The organism is Sphingomonas gei, from assembly GCF_004792685.1.
GTDB classification, from domain to species: domain Bacteria; phylum Pseudomonadota; class Alphaproteobacteria; order Sphingomonadales; family Sphingomonadaceae; genus Sphingomonas; species Sphingomonas gei.
In genome coordinates this window covers 490,095-506,071 of sequence record NZ_SRXT01000002.1, presented here as the reverse complement: position 1 = coordinate 506,071, position 15,977 = coordinate 490,095, and the positions used below count along the sequence as shown (strand labels likewise).

The following is a 15,977-nucleotide window of genomic DNA, read 5'->3' as shown; positions in this document are numbered from 1 at the left end:
GTCATTTGCCGTCGGTAGGCAGCCCGTACAGCTTGCGCAATTCCTCGAGATCCTCCCGCGTATCGACATCGACCAGTTCCGCCGGACTCGTCACGACATGATGCCCGCGCCGGATGAGATCGCGCGCCCCTTCGTCGCCCTCTAGCGCGAGCAGGTCGTCGAACAAATTTGCGCCGAACAATGCCGGCGGGCGCGGCTGGACGCCGTCGCTCGACGCGACGTTGGTATCCGCGCCGTTGGCCGCATCGAACATCCGGTAGACGTGCGTCGCCGTGACCCGCGGCATGTCCGCGAGCGCGACGAGCACCGCTTCGGCCCCGGCTTCGCGCGCGACGGCCACTCCGTGGTTCAGCGAGCGCGCCTGCCCGAGCATCGGGTCCGGATTCTCTTCGACGCGATACCCCCGCGCCGCGAAATCGAGGCTCGTACAGGACACCACGGCGATTCGGGTGAGAAACGGAATATTCTCGAGCGCGGTCACCAAATGATAGGCCAGCGGCTTGTCGAGGAACGGCTCGGCGAGCTTGTCGGCGTGGGTGAAGCGCAGGGATCGACCCGCCGCGAGCAGGATGAGGGCGGTCCGTTCAGGGGCGAGCATGGAAGCTCCTTACCATTGCGGCGGCGATCGACAAGGCAATCTCGGCCGGCCCGATCCCGCCGATATCGATGCCCGCAGGTCCCTCGATCCGCGCGAGATCGGCCGTCGCCACTCCCGCCGCCGCCAGCCGATCCAGCCGCGCCGCATGGCTCCGGCGCGATCCCAGCGCAGCGACATAGCCGGTCGGGTGCGCCAGCGCGGCGATCAATGCCGCATCGTCGATCTTGGGGTCGTGGCTGAGCGTCACCAGCGCGGTCGCGGCATCGGGCCGCAGCGCGTTGACCGCCTCGTCGGGCCAGCGATCGTCGAGGATCACCCCCGGGAACCGCTCTTCGGTGAGGAAGCGCCCACGCGGATCGATCACCTGGGTCGTGATCCCCAATTCGCGTGCCAGGCCGGCGAGCCGCTGCGCAATCTGCACCGCGCCGACGATCAGCAGCCGGCGCGGCGGATCGTAGCGATTGACGAAATCGCCTCCCGATCCGGGAGCGCTCCGCCCGGTCGCCAGATCGGTGACCACGTCGAACGCCGCGCCTTGTGCTCGCGCGCCTTCGATCGCCTCGAACAATTGCGCGGGAAACCCCTCGGTCGAGACCGGCTGCACCAGCACTGCGATCTCGCCGCCGCACGGCAACCCCACTTCCCACGCCGCCGGATCGGCGACGCCATAGCGCTTCACCACCGCCGACGCCCCGGCGATCACTTCCCCCGCAGTCGCGAGAATGTCGGTCTCGACGCAGCCGCCCGACACCGACCCTTCGAACCGGCCATCGACATGGACGAGCATATGACTTCCGCGCGGCCGCGGCGCCGAGCCCCAGGTCGACACCACCGTCGCAAGCGCCATCGGCGCGCCCTTCCAGGCGCGCGCGGCCGCCAATACGCTGTCGTTTTCCGCCACGCTTCGCCTCGCTTCCGTCACATCCGCGGGATAACGCCTGGCCGGTGGAAAGTTTCGTGGCAAGATCGCTGACGATCGCGGCGCTGCTGCTGGTGCCGGCCTGTGTCGGCGTGCAGGAAAGAAGCATGGCCTCTCCGATCGTCATCGCGCACCGCGGCGCCAGCGGCGAACGCCCCGAACACACCTTGCTGTCCTATCAGTTGGCGATCGAGCAGGGGGCCGACTTCATCGAGCCCGATCTGGTGCCCACCAAGGACGGCGTGCTCGTCGCCCGGCACGAAAACGAGATATCGGGAACGACCGATATCGACGCACATCCCGAATTCGCCGCGCGCAAGACCACCAAGACGATCGACGGCGCGCCGGTGACCGGTTGGTTCACCGAGGATTTCACCCTCGCCGAATTGAAGACGCTCCGCGCCAAGGAGCGCCTGCCCCAGCTGCGCCCGGGCAACACCCGCTATGACGGGCAGGCAGAGATCCCGACCTTCGACGAGATCATCGCGCTGGCCAAGAAGGCCTCGCGCGAGACCGGCCGCACGATCGGCATCTATCCCGAGACCAAGCATCCGAGCTATTTCGCGGCGATCGGCCTGCCGCTCGAGGAGCGGCTGGTCGCCAAATTGCGCGAAGCCGGCTGGGACCGCGCCGACGCACCGGTGTTCATCCAGTCGTTCGAAGTCGCCAATCTCAAGAAGCTCAAGGGCATGACCCAAGTGCCGCTCATCCAGCTGATGGCCGCGAGCGGCGGACCCGCCGATAGTGCCGAGCCGAGCTACGCTGCGATGGTAACGCCCGAAGGACTGCGCCGCATCGCCGAATATGCCGCCGGCATCGGCCCCGAACGCACGATGATCGTGCCGGCCACGGGTCCGTCCACCAGCCTCGTCGCCGATGCGCATGCGGCGGGCCTCAAGGTCCACCCCTGGACCTTCCGCGCCGAGAATTTCTTTCTCCTCCCCGCCTACCGCTCGACGGGCGGCCCCGCCGACCATGGCCGGCTCGCCGAGGAAATCGCGGTTTTCATCGGGCTTGGCGTCGACGGGATATTCAGCGATTACCCCTATATAGCGGTATCCGCGCGCGCTGCTTCGGCTTCGCCCGCACATCGAAAGTAAGGCTCATGCGCAAGTTGCTCATTCCGATCGTCGCCATGCTGCCGCTGCTCGCGGGCGGCTGCATCGCCAAGACCGCGTGGGACGTCGCCACCCTGCCGGTCAAGGCCGGCTCCCAGGCAGTCGACTGGACCACCACCAGCCAGGAAGAATCCGACCGCAACTACGGCAAGAAGATGCGCGAGAAGGAAGCGCGCGAGGGCAAGGAGCGCCGCAAGCGCGAGAAGGAATGCAGGAAGAGCCCGGATTCGTGCGGCGCCTATGACGGCTACCGCGCCGGCGATCCGGGCTAATTCCCCCTTCCTCTTAGGGAGGGGAGTTGCGTCCTATGGCGTACCGCCCCCAAGCACCCGCGCCACCGCGCGCAGCACCTCGGGCTTCATCTGCACCCATAAATGGCTGCTGCTGACTTCGATCGCCTGCCCGACCGAACCCTCGGGCTCGCGGCAGATCAGCCCGTTGACCAATCCGTCACTACGGCTCCAGATTGCCGTCGCCGGGACCGGCAGCGGCCGTGCCGCCTCTTCCAGCCGTGCGTTCAATGCAGGATCGTCGATCTTCTCGCCGGTAAACCATTCGAACGGGCGCCAGACATTGGTGGAGGTCGGCGGGCCCGCGAACGGCGAACTGATCGTGATCACTTCGCGGACATGCTCGGGATGCCGGTGCGCCGCGACCCGCGCCATGATCCCGCCGAGCGATACGCCGATCAACGTAACTTTCTCGCCGGTCTCAGTGTGCAGCGCGGCAATCCGCGCCATCAGCCGCTCGCCCTCGGCCCCGATCGCGCGCACGCCGAGGTTGCGGCCCAGTTGCCAGCCCTCGGCACGATAGCCGAGGCGGTTGAGATAGCGCCGCATTATGAAGGTGGAGCGGTCCGAATTGGTCAGCCCCGGCAATAATATCACCGGCCGGCCGTCGCCCGGCGGCACATCGTCGAGCGTCTTGCGCTCGCGAATCAACCGTCCGAGCCCCCAGGCGGCGCGTGGCCCTTCCGAAAGCAAAGCCAGCGCCGGCGGCGGCACTTCGGCAGAAGCGGGGGTAGCCAGTCTCAAAACCATTGCATCACTCCCGAAGGAAACGGCGTCCATATTCCGACCCGGACGCCCGCGGCGCAGCGCCTCGCCCGTCCAGGCATTGCAGGTTCGGAACAGCCTATACCCGCCCCGCGCGACAAAGAACGCATCAGCGGCGCCATAGCGCCCCCGTGCAGGCGACCCAGCGCCGAAAGTGCCGCGAAGGAACGCCGCCAGCCCAGCCACGATTCGCGCGAGTGAACGGATCAAGCACGGCTCCCGTTTCGGCGCATCCCGCGCCATGCTATGCCGTGGGCATGGCACAAGACACACATGTACTGGACCGTCCGCCCGAAGGCGCCTCGGCCGACTGGACGATACCGCAGAACTGGCAGGCGTACACCGCCGAGGAACACGCGACCTGGGACATATTGTTCGAGCGCCAGGCAAAGCTGCTGCCCGGCCGCGCGTCGGGCGCGTTTCTCAAGGGGCTCGACGCGCTGCGGCTCTCCGAATCGGGCATTCCCAATTTCGAGGAATTGTCCGAGCGGCTGATGAAGCTGACCGGCTGGCAGGTCGTCGCGGTGCCGGGCCTCGTCCCCGACGAAGTGTTCTTCGATCACATGGCCAATCGCCGCTTCGTCGCGGGCAATTTCATCCGCCGGCCCGACCAGCTCGATTACCTCCAGGAACCCGACGTCTTCCACGACGTGTTCGGCCATGTCCCGATGCTCGCCGACCCGGTCTTCGCCGATTATCTCGAAGCCTATGGCCGCGGCGGCGTCCGCGCGATAGAGCTGGGCGCGCTCAAGCAGCTCGGCCGGCTCTATTGGTACACGGTCGAGTTCGGGCTGGTGCAGGAGGCCGAGGGCCTGCGAATCTACGGTGCTGGGATCGTGTCGAGCTCGGCCGAGAGCCGCTTCGCGCTAGACGATCCCAGCCCCAACCGCATCGGCTTCGACCTCGCCCGCGTAATGCGCACCGAATATCGGATCGACGATTTCCAGCAGAACTACTTCGTCATCCCCAGCTTCGACGAACTGCTGAGGGTGACGATCGAGACCGATTTCGCGCCGCTGTACGAGGAGATCCTGCCGCTTCCCGACATTCCGGTAGCCGAGATATTGCCAGGCGATGCGGTGATCACTCAAGGTACGCAGGAGTATGCAAGGAGCCGCCCCTGATGAAGTTCCTCGATTCGCTGTTCGGCAAGAAGGAAAACGCCGCGCAGCTCGGCGAACCCGCCACAGTCGATGATGCCGACGCGGCGGTCGACGCCACTTTCGAGCGCGCCGAAGCCGAACTGCAGCTCAAGACCGAAGCTGCGATGGGATTGTGGGGGCTGGGATCGGGCGAAAGCTGGGCGGCCGATCTCGAGGCCGGGACGATCACCTTCGTCAATGCCAGGGGCTGGGAGATCACTGCGCCGGTGCAAGTGGTCGGCACGCTCAACACCACCGACGGGACCTGGCTCTGGGGCTGGGACCATCCATCGGTGCCTGCGCCGGTCTCCGGACATGCCGGTCTCGTCCGCGATTTCGGCGCGAAGCACGGGCTCGAAGCACTCACCACGCGCATGATCGAGGCCAGCGAGGCCGACGGCTGGACCTTCGCGGCGCTCGCTTGCTATCTCGCTGGCGCGCAAGGTGCCTATCGCGGCCCTGCCGGCGACGCGCTGGTGTTCATGACTTATGGCGAAGTCAGCATCCGCGATCCCGGCGCCGGCTGAGCCTCAGATGTCGAGCGCCCAGCCGTCGCGACCCTTGGGATCGGGCGGAGTGCTCGGCACATAGCGACTCGCGCCGGCCTGGAGGCGCAGGATCGTCCAGTCGCCGCGGCGATCGACATCCTGCAGCGTGCAGCCGCATCCCGCGAACGCCGCCACGACCTGCTCGCGCTGGGTCTCCAGCAGACCGGCCAGCACGATCGTTGCGCGCACATCGGCGATCGCGGCGAGCTCGGGCGCCATCGACACGAGCGGTCCCGCCAGGATATTGGCGATCACCAGGTCATAAGGTGCCCGCGCAGTGATCGCATCGCTGAGCGCCCCATCAGCAACGATGAGCTCGATCCCCGCGATCGCGTTGGCAACCGCGTTCGCTTGGGTCACTTCGATCGCGGACGGGTCGATATCGGTGGCGACGATGCGCGCCTCGGACCAGAGATGCGCGGCCGCAAAAGCCAGCAGCCCGGTCCCGGTCCCCACATCGATCACGCTGGAAAATGCCTGCTCCGCCATCGCGTCGAGCATCCGCAGGCAGCCCGAGGTCGTCGCGTGATGCCCGGTTCCGAACGCACGCCCCGCGTCGATCAGGAATGCGCGGCCGCCCTCGGGGGCGTCGACCGGATGCGCGCTGGTATGGACCACGAACTGTCCCTCGCGGATCGGCTCGAGCCCCTCCTGGCTCATCTTTACCCAATCCTCGGCGGTGAGCGGCTCGATCACCGGCGCAATCGCGCCCGCGCTCGGCGCCAGCGCGCGCAGCGCCGCGAGCATCGCCGCGTCGGGCTCGTTTTCCATATAGGCGTCGAGCCGCCAGCGCTCCTTATCGTCCTCGACGACTTCGGTGGTCATCAGCACTGCATCGAGCGCGAATTCGCCGGCGTCGATCGCCTCGGCCTCGGCGCGCGTGCACGGCAAGGTCACCTTCCAGCTGTCGATCTGCTCAGCGGACATAGCTGGCGCCGTTGATGTCGAGCACCGCACCGGTCATCGAAGGCGGCGCCTCGAGCGCGCAGAAACGCGCGAGCGTCGCCACTTCTTCGGGCGCGGCGACTCGGCCCAGCGGGATGTCGGCGAGCAGTTTCTCGCCGCCGCGGCTCGCCAGATAATCCTCCGCCATGCCGGTCATCGTGAAGCCGGGGCAGATCGCGAAGGCGAGGATGCCCTGGCCGGCATAGCCGCGGGCGATCGACTTGGTCATGCCGACCATCCCCGCCTTGGACGCGGCATAATGCCAATGTGCGGGCGAATCGCCGCGATAGGCGGCGCGGCTGGCGATATTGACGATGCGGCCGGGATGCCCCTCCGCCTGCCAGTGGCGCACCGCCAGGCGGCAAAGTTCGGCGGCTGCAGTCAGATTGACTCGCATCGTGCGCTCCCACCCGGCGACCCAATCGTCATGGTCGAGATCGAGCGGCGTGGCTTCGAAAATGCCGGCATTGTTGATCAGCACGTCGATGCGCCCGTCGAGCGCGTCGAGCGCCTGCTGCCACAGCTGCCGGGGCGCGGCGGGATCGTCGAAGTCGGCGGGAATGCCGCTGTTCGTGCCCTGGCCGACGAGGTTGAGCCCTTCGCCGGTGAGCGACTGTGCGATCGCCGCGCCGATGCCCCGGCTCGCGCCGGTGAGGAGGATGTTGGTCATGGGATGGGCCAGTAGCGACTGTTCCGACCGTCGTCATCATCGCTCCCCTCCCTCCTGCGTGAGGGGAGTATTCAGGCCGCGACCGAACTCGAAAACGTCTCGGCTGCCGCGCGCAGCTGGCTGAGACGGTCGTCGACTTCGGCGACGTCCTGCTGGAGCGTGTCGATCTCGCTGGTCACGGTCTTGGTGTCCTCGCGGATCGCGCCGATTGTCGCCGACATCGAATCGGCGGCAAGCGCGGTCTCGTCGACCGCCGCGGTGATCGCCGTCACCGTCTGCGCCTGGACTTCCATCGCGGTGCGGATGCGGTTGGCGCTTTCCTGTACTTCGTTGACGGTCGAACGAATCGAGGCATTGGTCTCGACGGTGCTGCGCGTTGCCGACTGGATCGATGCGATTTTGGCTGCGATGTCGTCGGTGGCGCGCGCGGTCTGGCTCGCGAGGCTCTTCACTTCCTGCGCGACCACCGCGAAGCCGCGGCCGGCATCGCCTGCCCGGGCGGCTTCGATCGTCGCGTTGAGCGCCAGCAAATTGGTCTGCCCGGCAATGTCGCGGATAAGCCCGAGGATCGATTCGATCGACTTGGCGTGATCCGAGAGCGTCTCGGACATCCCCACCGCGGCACCGGCCTGCCCCGAAGCGCGCGTGGCGATATCGGCAGCGGCCTCGACTTCCATGCGGGCGTCCTCGATCGCACGGATCAGCCCAGCCGCGGTCTGCGCGGCCTCGCGCATCGCGACTGCGGACTGTTCGGCCGCCGCGGCGACTTCGCTTGCCTTGCCGAGCATCCCGCGCGCCGAATTCGACGCACCCTGCGCCTGCACCCGGATGCGGTTGCCGAGCGCCGTCGCGCCTTCGATCGATTCGCTGATGCTGGCGCGGAAGCGCGCCGAGCTGTCGCGGCGCTCCTCGCTGCTATGCGCGGCATCGGTCGCGCCGAGATGGCCCGCCATCAGATCGGCCTCGGCCATCGCCAGCCGCTGGACGATGTCGCAATAGCGGCCGAGCCGATCGGCATCGGCCACGTTCTCGCGCAGCACCGCCATCGTCGCGCTATGCGCATAAGCGAAGGAAGCGAGCACTGCCGGCAGCGGAACCCCGCCCTTATAGGTGTCGGCGGCATAGCCGCATGCCATCTCCACCCATTCCTCGGTGAACGGTGCGCCATATTTCAGCTGCGAATAACGCGCGCCGAGCTGGACCTGCTCCTCGAAATTGCGCGAATCCTCGAATGCGGCGCGCATCGGCGTGCTCGCCGGCATGGCGAGGAAATGCTTCCAGAAGCCCCGCGCGATCGACTCGTGATGCCCTTCGAGCAATGCGCCAATCTCGGCGCAGGCGGGCAGCACCGCATCGTCCCAGTCATAGACTCGCCGATGCTCGTCGACCGAGCGGCTGCCCCCGCTCCAACGTCCAGGTTCGCGCCGTCCCACCATGTGCTTCTCTCCTAGGCCGCGACTTTCGACACGAAGTCGCTGGCGCTGAATTTGAGGCTGCCGAGCTGGCTGTCGAGAGCGGCGAAGCCCTGGCCCACCCGGTCGATTTCGGATGCCACCGTCTCGGTATCCTCGCGGATCGCGCCGATCGTCGCCGACATCGAATCGGCGGCGAGCGCGGTCTCGTCGACTGCCGCGGTGATCGCCGTCACCGTCTGCGCCTGGACTTCCATCGCGGTGCGGATGCGATTGGCGCTTTCCTGCACCTCGGCGACGGTTTCGCGGATCGAGGCATTGGTTTCGACGGTGCTGCGCGTCGCCGACTGGATCGACGCGATCTTGGCGGCGATGTCGTCGGTGGCGCGCGCGGTCTGGTTGGCGAGGCTCTTCACTTCCTGCGCGACGACCGCGAAGCCGCGGCCGGCATCGCCGGCACGCGCCGCCTCGATCGTCGCGTTGAGCGCCAGCAGGTTGGTCTGCCCGGCAATGTCGCGGATAAGCCCGAGAATCGATTCGATCGACTTGGCATGGTCCGAGAGCGTCTCGGACATGCCCACCGCGGCACCGGCCTGCCCCGACGCGCGCGTGGCGATATCGGCGGCTGCTTCGACTTCCATCCGCGCATCCTCGATCGCACGGATCAGCCCCGCTGCGGTCTGCGCGGCTTCGCGCATCGCCACTGCCGATTGCTCGGCGGCAGCAGCAACTTCCGATGCCTTGCCGAGCATGCCGCGTGCGGAGGCCGAAGTGTGCACTGCCTGGATGCGGAGTTGGTCGCCCTCGCGCGACGCATTCTCGACGGTCAGTCCGATCGAGTCGCGGAACTCGGCGGCGAGCCGGTCGCGCGCGGTCTGCGAGCTGTGCTCGCGATACATATTGTAGATTTCGACGGTGATGTCGCCCTCGAGCGCCGACAGCCGCATTAGCGTATCGATCAGCCCGACTAGATCGCTGTCGTCCGACGCCAGGCGGCGAGTGAGCACTTGCAGTGCGGCGCGATCGCTGGCGCTGATCATCGAGAGCAGCGCCATCGGCGGCACTTCAGCGGCATACGCCGCGGCGACCGAACGCTCGATCGATTCGATCCAGGCACTGCCCTGCAGATCGAGGAAGCGATTCCTCAGGAACACCACGCCGACGTCGATCATCTTGGCGGTGTCGTCGCTCGCCCAATTGCGCTGGTTGGCAAAGCATCGCAGCCATTGCTGCCAATAGGCTTCGGACACCGATTGGATTTCGGGTTCGAGCGCTTCCCAGGCTTCGCGGCTCGACCGCACCAGCGACCCCTCGACATCGAAAACGCGCAGCCGTGCGCGAATGTCGATCCGGGCGCTCATCGTGCCGGCTGCCGGCAGGTCCTTGGTCGGTGCCACAGTAAACAGATCCCCTTGAGCAGCCGCGGGAACGCTCGGCCGCTATTCCCTCTGCTATGGCGCGAGACTGGTTAAGAGCGGGTTAGGACCCCATCGCGTCTGCGCATCCCGGCTTGCATCCGTTGCACCGGGGACTAAGGAAGCGGCGTCGACCCGAAAGGAATGCCATTTGGCCAACGTCCGCAACCCCGCGCGACCGCTGTCGCCGCACCTATCGATCTGGAAATGGGGGCCGTCGATGACGGTCTCGATCGTCCATCGCGTCACCGGCTCGGGCATGGCGACGGTGGGCACGCTCCTGTTCGTGTGGTGGCTCGCGGCATTGGCGTCCGGCCCGGCGGCCTATGCGCCGTTCCTCGACGTGTTCACGCTGAGCTCGGGCAAGCTCAATCTGCTCGGCTATGTCTTCGGTATCGGACTGACACTGTCCTTCTTCCAGCACATGGCCTCCGGCGTGCGGCATCTGTTCCTCGACGCCGGCGCGAATTTCGAGCTCGGCGGCAACAAGCGCACCGCGCTGGCGACGTTCCTGGTCTCGGTCGTCCTGACCGCAGCGTTCTGGGTGTGGATCGTGGAGAAGACCAATGGGTAACGGCACTCCGATCGGCCGCGTCCGCGGGCTCGGCTCGGCGCACGAAGGCGCCGACGGCTGGTGGCACCACAAGATCAGCGCGGGCTCGAACCTGGTCCTGGTATTGTGGTTCCTGCTCTCGATCGCGCTGCTGCCGAACTATGATTACGCCACGATCAGCGGCTGGCTGGCCCAGCCCTGGGCCGCGGTTCCGCTGATCCTGCTCGTCGTCAGCACCTTCTATCATTTCCATCACGGCCTCACCGTGGTGATCGAGGATTATCAGCACGACGAGACCCGCTTCGTGCTGCTGCTCCTGCTCAAATATTTCACGATCGCCACCGCGACGCTCGCGATCTTCTCGATCCTCAAGGTCGCCTTCACTGCCGGGGCCACGCTCTGATGCCTGCTGCGTACAAGATCATCGATCACACCTATGACGCCGTCGTCGTCGGCGCCGGCGGCTCGGGCCTGCGCGCGACGATGGGCGCGGCCGAAGCCGGCCTCAAGACCGCGTGCATCACCAAGGTTTTTCCCACCCGCAGCCACACCGTGGCCGCGCAGGGCGGCATCGCCGCGAGCCTCGGCAATAATTCCCCCGATCACTGGTCGTGGCACATGTTCGATACGGTCAAGGGCTCGGACTGGCTCGGTGACCAGGATGCGATCGAGTATATGGTCCGCGAGGCGCCCGCCGCGGTCTACGAGCTCGAACATGCCGGCGTGCCGTTCAGCCGCAACGAGAACGGCACGATCTACCAGCGTCCGTTCGGCGGGCACATGCAGAATATGGGCGAAGGCCCGCCGGTGCAGCGCACCTGCGCCGCCGCCGACCGCACCGGCCATGCGATGCTCCATTCGCTCTACCAGCAGAGCCTGAAGTACGACGCCGACTTCTACGTCGAATATTTCGCGCTCGACCTGATCATGGAGAACGGCGCCTGCCGCGGCGTGATCGCATTGTGCATGGAAGACGGCAGCATCCACCGCTTCCGCAGCCACGCCGTGGTGCTCGCCACCGGCGGCGGCGGCCGCGTCTACCAGTCGGCGACGTCGGCGCACACCTGCACCGGCGACGGCAACGGCATGGCGCTGCGCGCGGGCATCGCGCTGCAGGACATGGAATTCGTCCAGTTCCACCCAACCGGCATCTACGGCGCCGGCGTACTGATCACCGAGGGCGCCCGCGGCGAAGGCGGCTATCTGACCAACTCCGAAGGCGAGCGCTTCATGGAGCGCTACGCCCCGAGCGCGAAGGACCTCGCCTCACGCGACGTCGTCGCCCGCTCGATGGCGATGGAGATGCGCGAGGGCCGCGGCGTCGGCAAGGACAAGGACCACATCTACCTCCACCTCAACCATATCGACCCCAAGATCCTGCACGAGCGCCTGCCCGGCATCACCGAGACCGGCAAGATCTTCGCCGGCGTCGACCTGACCCGCCAGCCGCTGCCGGTGACCCCCACCGTCCATTACAATATGGGCGGCGTTCCCACCAACTATCACGGCGAGGTCGTCCATAATAAGGACGGCAATCCGGATACCGTCGTCCCCGGGCTGTTCGCGATCGGCGAGGCGGCGTGCGTTTCGGTCCACGGCGCCAATCGCCTGGGCTCGAACTCGCTGATCGATCTCGTCGTGTTCGGCCGCGCCACCGGCCTGCGCCTCAAGGAGATCATCAAGCCCGGCACCAAGCACGCGGCACTGCCGGCGGGCTCTGAAGAGTTCGCGCTCACCCGGCTCGATCACTTCCGCAACGCCGCCGGCAGCACACCCACCGCCGAGCTCCGCCGCGACATGCAGAAGACGATGCAGCGCCACTGCGCGGTCTTCCGCGACAGCGCTTTGCTAGCCGAGGGCGTCACGCATATGGACGCGGTCTATCAGGGCTTCCAGCATGTCGGCATCCAGGACCGCTCGCTGATCTGGAACACCGATCTGGTCGAGACGCTCGAGCTCGACAATCTGATCGGCCAGGCGGTGGTGACGATCCGCTGCGCCGCCAACCGCAAGGAAAGCCGCGGCGCGCACATGCACGAGGACTTCCCCAATCGCGACGACGCGAACTGGATGAAGCACACCGTCGCGACTTTCGAGGGCTGGGGCGGGAAAAGCGGTGGCGTGGCGATCGATTATCGCCCGGTGCATGACTACACGCTGACCGACGAGATCGAGTATATCAAGCCGAAGAAGCGGGTTTACTAGCAGACAGGAGAGTCGATGCTAGGATGGCTTAAGGAGGAGGAGGCTAAAAGAGCAGCGTATGTTGCTTTACCAAAACGCCTCCGCGGCAGAAGGTTGTCTAGCCGGATACTTCGCAAGAGACATCGTAGTTTACAGGGCTCTCGAGGCGCTTGCTGCTGAAAACCGAGCTCTCGCACTATCGGCGTCAGCAAAATATCCCCTTAGGGCTTGATGCGATGGAGCGCCTTCTTTCTATCAACATGGACCTCAGGCGCCTTTATGACACCACCGCGTCAAGGCACTTGGAGTCATTTGACAAGGCAACGACCCCTTTGATGGGTTGGAAGGTTTATCTCGCCAGGTGCGAAGAAGAGGTGGAATGACCGGCAGCATCACCCCGCCGCCTGGAGCCGGTCCGCCAGCCACATCTTGATCAGCGCCTGCCGAGTCACGCCGCGCTTCTGCGCCTGCTCGTCCAGGCTCCGCACCATCCAGTCCGGAAAATCGACATTGACCCGACGCAGCTTGAGGCCTGGCCGCTTCGCGCTCGCCCAGTCGATCAGGTGATCGATATCCTCGCCATTGTCGAACATGCGGTCGAATTCAGCGCTCGTCATAGGCCATTTCTTCGCTTCTTCGCGCACGGCGGACCGAGACAATCCGGATCGCGTCTCCGCGGAAGGTGACGACCGCCGTCCAGCGGCGTCCGGCGATCTCTCCGACGTAAAGTCGTCTTTCTTCTGTGCCATACAAGACTGTCCCGAGTTCCAGCAGGTGCGCATCCAGCCATAGCGCCTGTGCCTCATCAAAATCGATGCCATGCTTGGCGCGGTTCGCTGCGCTCTTGGCCGGATCAAATTCGAACACCACCGCAGGTTACCACTAGGGCGGTATAATTTCTATACCGAGCGATAGGGCCATCCGCTTGACTCGGTCGCCTTGCATGTAAGGGTACCGCATCAAGCGGAGGCGATCCAAATGCCGTTTCGGTTCAACTATCTGTTTACTGCATTTGCACTCGCGATTGGGGCTCAGCCCGCTGCCGCACAGGGCACGCATACCAAGGAATGGCCCCAGATCCTCGGCGGGGCGAACCAGCGCGAAATGGGCGAGGCGCTGGCGACCGGCCCGCAGCTCGAGCGCGGACGTTCGGCAAAGTGGCTGCTCGCCGATCGTCGCAAGTTGCTCCGCACAGTCGAAGCGCTCCAGCCGCAGCGACCCGGGCAGGTCGACGCCTATGTCGTCTCGGTCGCGCTCGACAGCGATCCGGTGTTCGGCCGCGAGGCGCGCGAGGCGGCCAGGGTGCTCGCCCGGCGCTACGATGCCGCCGGCCGCGCGCTCCTGCTGACGCGCGGCGCCGATACCGCCGCGGGGAGCCTGGACTCGCTCACCCTGGGCCTCGCTCGCGTCGCCGAACTGATGGACAAGAAGCAGGATGTGCTGGTGCTCTATCTCACCAGTCACGGCGCGCAGGTCGGCATCGCCTATCATGACGGCGACGAAGGCTATGGCCTGCTCTCCCCCACCCGCCTTGCCGCGATCCTCGACGAACTCGGCATCCGCAACCGACTGTTGATTCTGTCTGCCTGCTATTCCGGGGTGTTCGTGCCGGTGCTGTCGAACGACACCACCGCCTTGCTCACCGCCGCGTCGTCGGACCGCACCTCGTTCGGCTGCCGTGCCGAGAATGACTGGACCTTCTTCGGCGATGCACTGGTCAACCACGCGCTTCGCAAGCCCCAGCCGCTCGGCGACGCGCTCGTCGAGGCACGCGACATGATCAGCGGGTGGGAGATGTCGAGCCGCCTGCCTTCGTCGAACCCGCAGGCGACGGTCGGCGAAGGTGTCGAGGCGTGGCTCGGCCCGCTCGAGGCGCGCATGCCCAGGGAAGCCACCGCGCCGGTCGGCGCCCCCGCCACCGACGCGCTCAAACCCTGATCAGGGAACCGCCGGCGCCTATGGCGGTTTGCGCACGCGTGACCGACACATCCGAGAATCGCGCCACCCGCTACCCGCTGCTCAGCCAGCCGCATATCGTGCTGCACGGCCCGGTGGATCACGACATGTATGCGAGCTTCCGCCGGCAGCTGGCCGATGCGCCGAAGGATGGCCCGTTGGTCGTCGCGATCTCGACGCTCGGCGGCGATCCCGAGGTCGCCCGGCTGATGGGAGACGAACTCCGCCTACTGCGCGATTATACCGGACGCGAGACGCTCTTCCTCGGCAAGGTCGCGGTCTATTCGGCGGGCGCCACCTTCATGGCGAGCTTCCCGGTCGACAAGCGCTTCCTCACCCGCGGGACCCGGATCATGGTCCACGAGCGCATCCTGACCAAGACGATCGAGCTGTCGGGACCGCTCAAGAGCGTGGTCGCCGGGCTCAAGGCCAGTCTCCACGAGATCGAGGAATCGGTCCGCATCGAGGAAGAGGGCTTTCGCGGGCTCGTCGCCGGATCGAAGATCGCGTTCGAGGAAGTGCAGAAACGCGCGCCCACCAATTGGTATATCGAGGCCGAGGAGGCGCGCGACCTCGGCCTCGTGCTGGATTTGATCTGACGGACTGTCTGTGGCGGCCTACGCCGTCGCGCCGCCATCGATATCGATCGTGGTGCCGGTGATGAACGACGATTCGTCGCTCGCCAGGAACGATGCAAGCGCCGCGACTTCTTCCGCGCGGCCATAGCGTCCCAGGGGGATGTTGGGCAGCATGATCTTGGCCATGTCGCCATCGGCAGGGTTCATGTCAGTATCGATCGGCCCGGGCTGGATCACATTGACCAAAATGCCGCGCGGCGCGAGATCGCGCGCCCAGCCGCGTGCTAGGCCCTGCACCGCCGCCTTGCTGGCGCCGTAGCTGGCCATCCCGGGTATCATCGAGACATCGCCCGATACGCTGCCCACGATCACGACCCGGCCGCCATCGGCGAAATGCGGCACCGCCGCCACCGTGCCTGCGGCCACGCCATCGACATTGACTGCGAACACCCGGCGAAAGTCCTCATACCCGCCCTGATCGACAGGCGCGCCGCCAAAGACCCCGGCATTGTGAACGAGGATGTCGATCCCGCCCAGCGTGTCGGCCGCCTGGTTCACTGCAGCGGCCACCGCAGCGGCGTCGCCCGCATCGGCCTGTATCGCAAGCCCCTTGACGCCTGCGCCCTCGATCGCCTTGACGGTCGCGGCAGCGGCCTCATGGTTGCCGACATAGGTGATCACGACATCGGCGCCGTCGGCCGCCAGCCGCCTGGCGATCGCCGCGCCGATTCCGCGCGATCCACCGGTTACCAGCGCGCGCTTGCCCTGAAGCTTCTTCGACATTCTACTAATCTCCGATCCCCAGCCGATCGCTTCGCCGGCTGCCGGGACGGGCAATGATTTGGGGTGCCGCGGATATAGTTCAAGATTTCCGAACTATGGAA

At 66.2% G+C, this 15,977-nt stretch carries 20 protein-coding genes and 1 pseudogene; 10 read left to right on the top strand and 11 right to left on the bottom strand.

Features of this window, described 5'->3' with window-relative positions:
- Position 1 precedes the first annotated feature (1 nt).
- Positions 2-598, bottom strand: coding sequence for a nucleotidyltransferase family protein (locus E5A73_RS06305; protein WP_135962938.1), 597 nt, complete (start codon positions 596-598; stop codon positions 2-4).
- Positions 585-1,499, bottom strand: coding sequence for an XdhC family protein (locus E5A73_RS06300; protein WP_135962937.1), 915 nt, complete (start codon positions 1,497-1,499; stop codon positions 585-587). Before E5A73_RS06300 ends, E5A73_RS06305 begins: the two co-directional genes overlap by 14 nt.
- Positions 1,500-1,624: 125 nt before the next feature.
- Between E5A73_RS06300 and E5A73_RS06295 the strand changes: the two genes are divergently transcribed.
- On the top strand, positions 1,625-2,617 hold the full coding sequence (locus tag E5A73_RS06295; RefSeq protein ID WP_135963152.1) for a glycerophosphodiester phosphodiesterase: 993 nt from the start codon (positions 1,625-1,627) through the stop codon (positions 2,615-2,617).
- 5 nt (positions 2,618-2,622) lie between these two features.
- Positions 2,623-2,907: a hypothetical protein gene (locus E5A73_RS06290; RefSeq protein ID WP_135962936.1), complete on the top strand. Its 285-nt coding sequence runs from the start codon at positions 2,623-2,625 to the stop codon at positions 2,905-2,907.
- 33 nt (positions 2,908-2,940) lie between these two features.
- On the opposite strand, the gene E5A73_RS06285 is transcribed toward E5A73_RS06290, so the two are convergent.
- Both E5A73_RS06285 and E5A73_RS21720 read right to left on the bottom strand, forming a co-directional pair.
- Entirely contained in the window at positions 2,941-3,675 is a 735-nt protein-coding gene (locus tag E5A73_RS06285; RefSeq protein WP_206366397.1) for an esterase/lipase family protein, read from the bottom strand.
- A gap of 60 nt (positions 3,676-3,735) precedes the next feature.
- Positions 3,736-3,933 (bottom strand): annotated as a pseudogene (locus E5A73_RS21720) (DUF2459 domain-containing protein); the annotation flags it as partial.
- Between the two features lie 14 nt (positions 3,934-3,947).
- On the opposite strand from E5A73_RS21720, the gene phhA reads away from it, so the two are divergent.
- Both phhA and E5A73_RS06275 read left to right on the top strand, forming a co-directional pair.
- On the top strand, positions 3,948-4,814 hold the full coding sequence (phhA, locus tag E5A73_RS06280) for a phenylalanine 4-monooxygenase (protein WP_135962934.1): 867 nt from the start codon (positions 3,948-3,950) through the stop codon (positions 4,812-4,814).
- Positions 4,814-5,359, top strand: coding sequence for a DUF6882 domain-containing protein (locus tag E5A73_RS06275; protein ID WP_206366396.1), 546 nt, complete (start codon positions 4,814-4,816; stop codon positions 5,357-5,359). The genes phhA and E5A73_RS06275 overlap by 1 nt, the downstream gene beginning before the upstream one ends.
- Positions 5,360-5,362: 3 nt before the next feature.
- On the opposite strand, the gene E5A73_RS06270 is transcribed toward E5A73_RS06275, so the two are convergent.
- From E5A73_RS06270 to E5A73_RS06255, 4 genes are all read right to left on the bottom strand, one after another.
- Positions 5,363-6,307 (bottom strand): 50S ribosomal protein L11 methyltransferase, encoded by a 945-nt coding sequence (locus E5A73_RS06270; protein WP_135962933.1) that lies wholly within the window; start codon positions 6,305-6,307, stop codon positions 5,363-5,365.
- Complete coding sequence (locus E5A73_RS06265) at positions 6,297-6,995, bottom strand: SDR family NAD(P)-dependent oxidoreductase (protein ID WP_135962932.1); 699 nt, start codon at positions 6,993-6,995, stop codon at positions 6,297-6,299. The genes E5A73_RS06270 and E5A73_RS06265 overlap by 11 nt, the downstream gene beginning before the upstream one ends.
- Before the next feature lie 71 nt (positions 6,996-7,066).
- Entirely contained in the window at positions 7,067-8,431 is a 1,365-nt protein-coding gene (locus tag E5A73_RS06260; RefSeq protein ID WP_135962931.1) for a methyl-accepting chemotaxis protein, read from the bottom strand.
- Between the two features lie 11 nt (positions 8,432-8,442).
- Positions 8,443-9,768, bottom strand: coding sequence for a methyl-accepting chemotaxis protein (locus E5A73_RS06255; RefSeq protein ID WP_206366414.1), 1,326 nt, complete (start codon positions 9,766-9,768; stop codon positions 8,443-8,445).
- Between the two features lie 205 nt (positions 9,769-9,973).
- On the opposite strand from E5A73_RS06255, the gene sdhC reads away from it, so the two are divergent.
- The 4 genes from sdhC to E5A73_RS21250 all read left to right on the top strand — a co-directional run bounded on the left by sdhC (position 9,974) and on the right by E5A73_RS21250 (position 12,942).
- Complete coding sequence (sdhC, locus tag E5A73_RS06250) at positions 9,974-10,396, top strand: succinate dehydrogenase, cytochrome b556 subunit (protein ID WP_135962930.1); 423 nt, start codon at positions 9,974-9,976, stop codon at positions 10,394-10,396.
- Positions 10,389-10,778, top strand: coding sequence for a succinate dehydrogenase, hydrophobic membrane anchor protein (gene sdhD, locus E5A73_RS06245; RefSeq protein WP_135962929.1), 390 nt, complete (start codon positions 10,389-10,391; stop codon positions 10,776-10,778). The genes sdhC and sdhD overlap by 8 nt, the downstream gene beginning before the upstream one ends.
- A complete protein-coding gene (gene sdhA, locus E5A73_RS06240; protein ID WP_135962928.1) occupies positions 10,778-12,580 on the top strand; it encodes a succinate dehydrogenase flavoprotein subunit in 1,803 nt (600 codons plus the stop codon). The genes sdhD and sdhA overlap by 1 nt, the downstream gene beginning before the upstream one ends.
- 149 nt (positions 12,581-12,729) lie before the next feature.
- Positions 12,730-12,942 (top strand): hypothetical protein, encoded by a 213-nt coding sequence (locus tag E5A73_RS21250; protein WP_168355836.1) that lies wholly within the window; start codon positions 12,730-12,732, stop codon positions 12,940-12,942.
- 9 nt (positions 12,943-12,951) lie between these two features.
- Here E5A73_RS21250 and brnA read toward each other — a convergent pair whose 3' ends face one another.
- Together brnA and E5A73_RS06230 are read right to left on the bottom strand one after the other, a co-directional pair.
- Positions 12,952-13,176 (bottom strand): type II toxin-antitoxin system BrnA family antitoxin, encoded by a 225-nt coding sequence (gene brnA / locus E5A73_RS06235; RefSeq protein WP_135962927.1) that lies wholly within the window; start codon positions 13,174-13,176, stop codon positions 12,952-12,954.
- Complete coding sequence (locus E5A73_RS06230) at positions 13,163-13,426, bottom strand: BrnT family toxin (protein ID WP_206366395.1); 264 nt, start codon at positions 13,424-13,426, stop codon at positions 13,163-13,165. The genes brnA and E5A73_RS06230 overlap by 14 nt, the downstream gene beginning before the upstream one ends.
- 111 nt (positions 13,427-13,537) lie before the next feature.
- Between E5A73_RS06230 and E5A73_RS06225 the strand changes: the two genes are divergently transcribed.
- Complete coding sequence (locus tag E5A73_RS06225; protein WP_135962925.1) at positions 13,538-14,497, top strand: C13 family peptidase; 960 nt, start codon at positions 13,538-13,540, stop codon at positions 14,495-14,497.
- Between the two features lie 38 nt (positions 14,498-14,535).
- Positions 14,536-15,114 (top strand): ClpP family protease, encoded by a 579-nt coding sequence (locus tag E5A73_RS06220; protein WP_240700055.1) that lies wholly within the window; start codon positions 14,536-14,538, stop codon positions 15,112-15,114.
- 18 nt (positions 15,115-15,132) lie between these two features.
- Here the strand turns inward: E5A73_RS06220 and E5A73_RS06215 are convergent, their stop codons facing one another.
- Positions 15,133-15,876 carry an SDR family NAD(P)-dependent oxidoreductase gene (locus E5A73_RS06215; protein WP_135962923.1) on the bottom strand — a complete coding sequence of 248 codons (744 nt, stop codon included), beginning with the start codon at positions 15,874-15,876 and terminating at the stop codon, positions 15,133-15,135.
- Positions 15,877-15,977 lie beyond the last annotated feature (101 nt).

Coding starts and splice junctions, on each gene's coding strand:
- E5A73_RS06305 (WP_135962938.1), bottom strand. CDS start 598: ATGCTCGCCCCTGAACGGACCGCCCTCATCCTGCTCGCGGCGGGTCGA.
- E5A73_RS06295 (WP_135963152.1), top strand. CDS start 1,625: ATGGCCTCTCCGATCGTCATCGCGCACCGCGGCGCCAGCGGCGAACGC.
- E5A73_RS06290 (WP_135962936.1), top strand. CDS start 2,623: ATGCGCAAGTTGCTCATTCCGATCGTCGCCATGCTGCCGCTGCTCGCG.
- E5A73_RS06285 (WP_206366397.1), bottom strand. CDS start 3,675: ATGGTTTTGAGACTGGCTACCCCCGCTTCTGCCGAAGTGCCGCCGCCG.
- phhA (WP_135962934.1), top strand. CDS start 3,948: ATGGCACAAGACACACATGTACTGGACCGTCCGCCCGAAGGCGCCTCG.
- E5A73_RS06275 (WP_206366396.1), top strand. CDS start 4,814: ATGAAGTTCCTCGATTCGCTGTTCGGCAAGAAGGAAAACGCCGCGCAG.
- E5A73_RS06270 (WP_135962933.1), bottom strand. CDS start 6,307: ATGTCCGCTGAGCAGATCGACAGCTGGAAGGTGACCTTGCCGTGCACG.
- E5A73_RS06265 (WP_135962932.1), bottom strand. CDS start 6,995: ATGACCAACATCCTCCTCACCGGCGCGAGCCGGGGCATCGGCGCGGCG.
- E5A73_RS06260 (WP_135962931.1), bottom strand. CDS start 8,431: ATGGTGGGACGGCGCGAACCTGGACGTTGGAGCGGGGGCAGCCGCTCG.
- E5A73_RS06255 (WP_206366414.1), bottom strand. CDS start 9,768: ATGAGCGCCCGGATCGACATTCGCGCACGGCTGCGCGTTTTCGATGTC.
- sdhD (WP_135962929.1), top strand. CDS start 10,389: ATGGGTAACGGCACTCCGATCGGCCGCGTCCGCGGGCTCGGCTCGGCG.
- sdhA (WP_135962928.1), top strand. CDS start 10,778: ATGCCTGCTGCGTACAAGATCATCGATCACACCTATGACGCCGTCGTC.
- brnA (WP_135962927.1), bottom strand. CDS start 13,176: ATGACGAGCGCTGAATTCGACCGCATGTTCGACAATGGCGAGGATATC.
- E5A73_RS06225 (WP_135962925.1), top strand. CDS start 13,538: ATGCCGTTTCGGTTCAACTATCTGTTTACTGCATTTGCACTCGCGATT.
- E5A73_RS06215 (WP_135962923.1), bottom strand. CDS start 15,876: ATGTCGAAGAAGCTTCAGGGCAAGCGCGCGCTGGTAACCGGTGGATCG.